Raw genomic sequence first — 1,688 nt, forward strand, 5'->3', positions numbered from 1 at the left:
ATCGACTACCCGAGCCTGGCCTGTTTGTGGTGTTGGGGTGTTGGCTTCGGCGTTACCGTTGCGGGCGATGTCGGCCTGGATGCGGGAGATGACCTGCAGATTCGGCGCGAGGTTGTGGTCGATGATTTGCTGGCACGCTGGTTCAAGTGTGGTTTTGTTGTGCTTGTTCCCGAGCTTGACCAACACGTTGCGGGCTGTGCGTAAACCGCGTGGCAGGGCTTGGGCGTTGTGCTCAAGGATCATGGCGATGACCTTGCTGGTTGCGGGCCCAAACGACGATGCTCTGGCGTAGAGCTCATCGCGAGTTAGCGGTTTGACCCCAGTAATCTCTTTGTCTGGGGTATGCGCAGGGTCTGTGCAATAGCGGTACTTAAACCCGTGCATACGCGGGTGTTCGGCCACGAGGCTATCGCCGTTGAAGATGCTGACCAGGCTGTTGGTCAGCCGTGCGCGCAAAGTCTTGCCGATGTATTGAAACGGCACGGAGTAGTACTGGTAGTCACAACAGATGTGCCAATTGCGATCGACTTTGACGCTGCGCCAGGACACTTCCGTAAATGGGGTGTCAGGAAGGTTGCGCATCATGGGTGCTTCATCGATGTCAAACAGCTCACGACGAGTAAACCCATGCGCATTGGGCATGGTTGTGTTGATGTCTTCGAGGCGCTCAGCGATCGCTTCGTTGAGCTCTTCAAGGCTATAGAACTCAACCCCATCGAAATAGCCAAGGATACGCGTATAGACAAGTTGGACGGCACGCTCAACTGCGGCTTTATCGCGGGGTTTTCCCGGACGTGCTGGTACAAGCAAGATGTCATAGTAGTCAGCAAAGTCCGCATAGCGCTGTTGGATGCGTCGTGCGGGTTTGTTCTTCGCCGGGCGATACGTTGCAGTCGGCGCGTTATCAGGAACGATGATGCCGGGGCGTTTCCCGAGGTAGTTTAGGGCTTTGACGTGGCAGTCAATCCAGGCGTCCATCTTCTCATTCGCCGTAGCAACCACAAATAACAAAGAAGAGTAGGGACAGACAGCCACAAATAGGCAAGCTTTCATCCCTACCTCACCGGTGGCTTGGTCGATGATGCGGACTTTGTCGCCCGCCCAGTCGACGTAGAGCTCTTGGCCTGGTTCATGCTCGATAATCGAGGTCATGCCGGTAGCCCGGATGTAGTCACGCAGGTGTTCACAGAACTGGGAGTACTGGTACTTCGATTCACCTGCGGCGCAAGGGGAAGCGACATAGTCCATCCACAGCTTATGGCGCGTGAGGTGCTTGTTGTTCGCCAGCTTCTTCGCGAGTTTTTCGAAGTCAGGTCGGTCATAGCGCAAACGCCGACTCGTTCGCTGATCGCTAAAGTGCGTATCGAAGAACTCTGGATCCAGCTGAGCGAACGAAGACTGCGTGATTGCGTGGTCAGCAATCACTGCTTTGACTTTGGCGATATCCCTGTTGGAGCACTCCAAGGCAGCAGAGATGGCTGCATAACTCGCTCCGGTCAAACACATCGCCATGATGTCTTTGAAGTTGGCCATAAAAGGCCCTCCTTGCGGTCAGAAAGTGGTGACACACCGGCACAGATTGCGCCGACGTCACCTACAAAAATGACCGAAAAAGAAGCCCCCTACCACCTATCCGGAAAACCCCTACCAACTACGCGGATTGCCCCTACCAACTACACGGAAACGGC

Annotated in this window: 1 protein-coding gene; it reads right to left on the minus strand. The window is 55.1% G+C overall.

The genetic code is table 11. The annotated features are described in order from the left end of the window. Positions 1–1,533 (minus strand): IS21 family transposase (istA, locus tag HMPREF2734_RS04005; RefSeq protein WP_070569431.1); only part of this gene is annotated, 1,533 nt, incomplete at its 3' end. Positions 1,534–1,688: the final 155 nt, after the last annotated feature.

The organism is Corynebacterium sp. HMSC055D05, assembly GCF_001810365.1.
Taxonomy (GTDB): Bacteria; Actinomycetota; Actinomycetes; order Mycobacteriales; family Mycobacteriaceae; genus Corynebacterium; species Corynebacterium coyleae.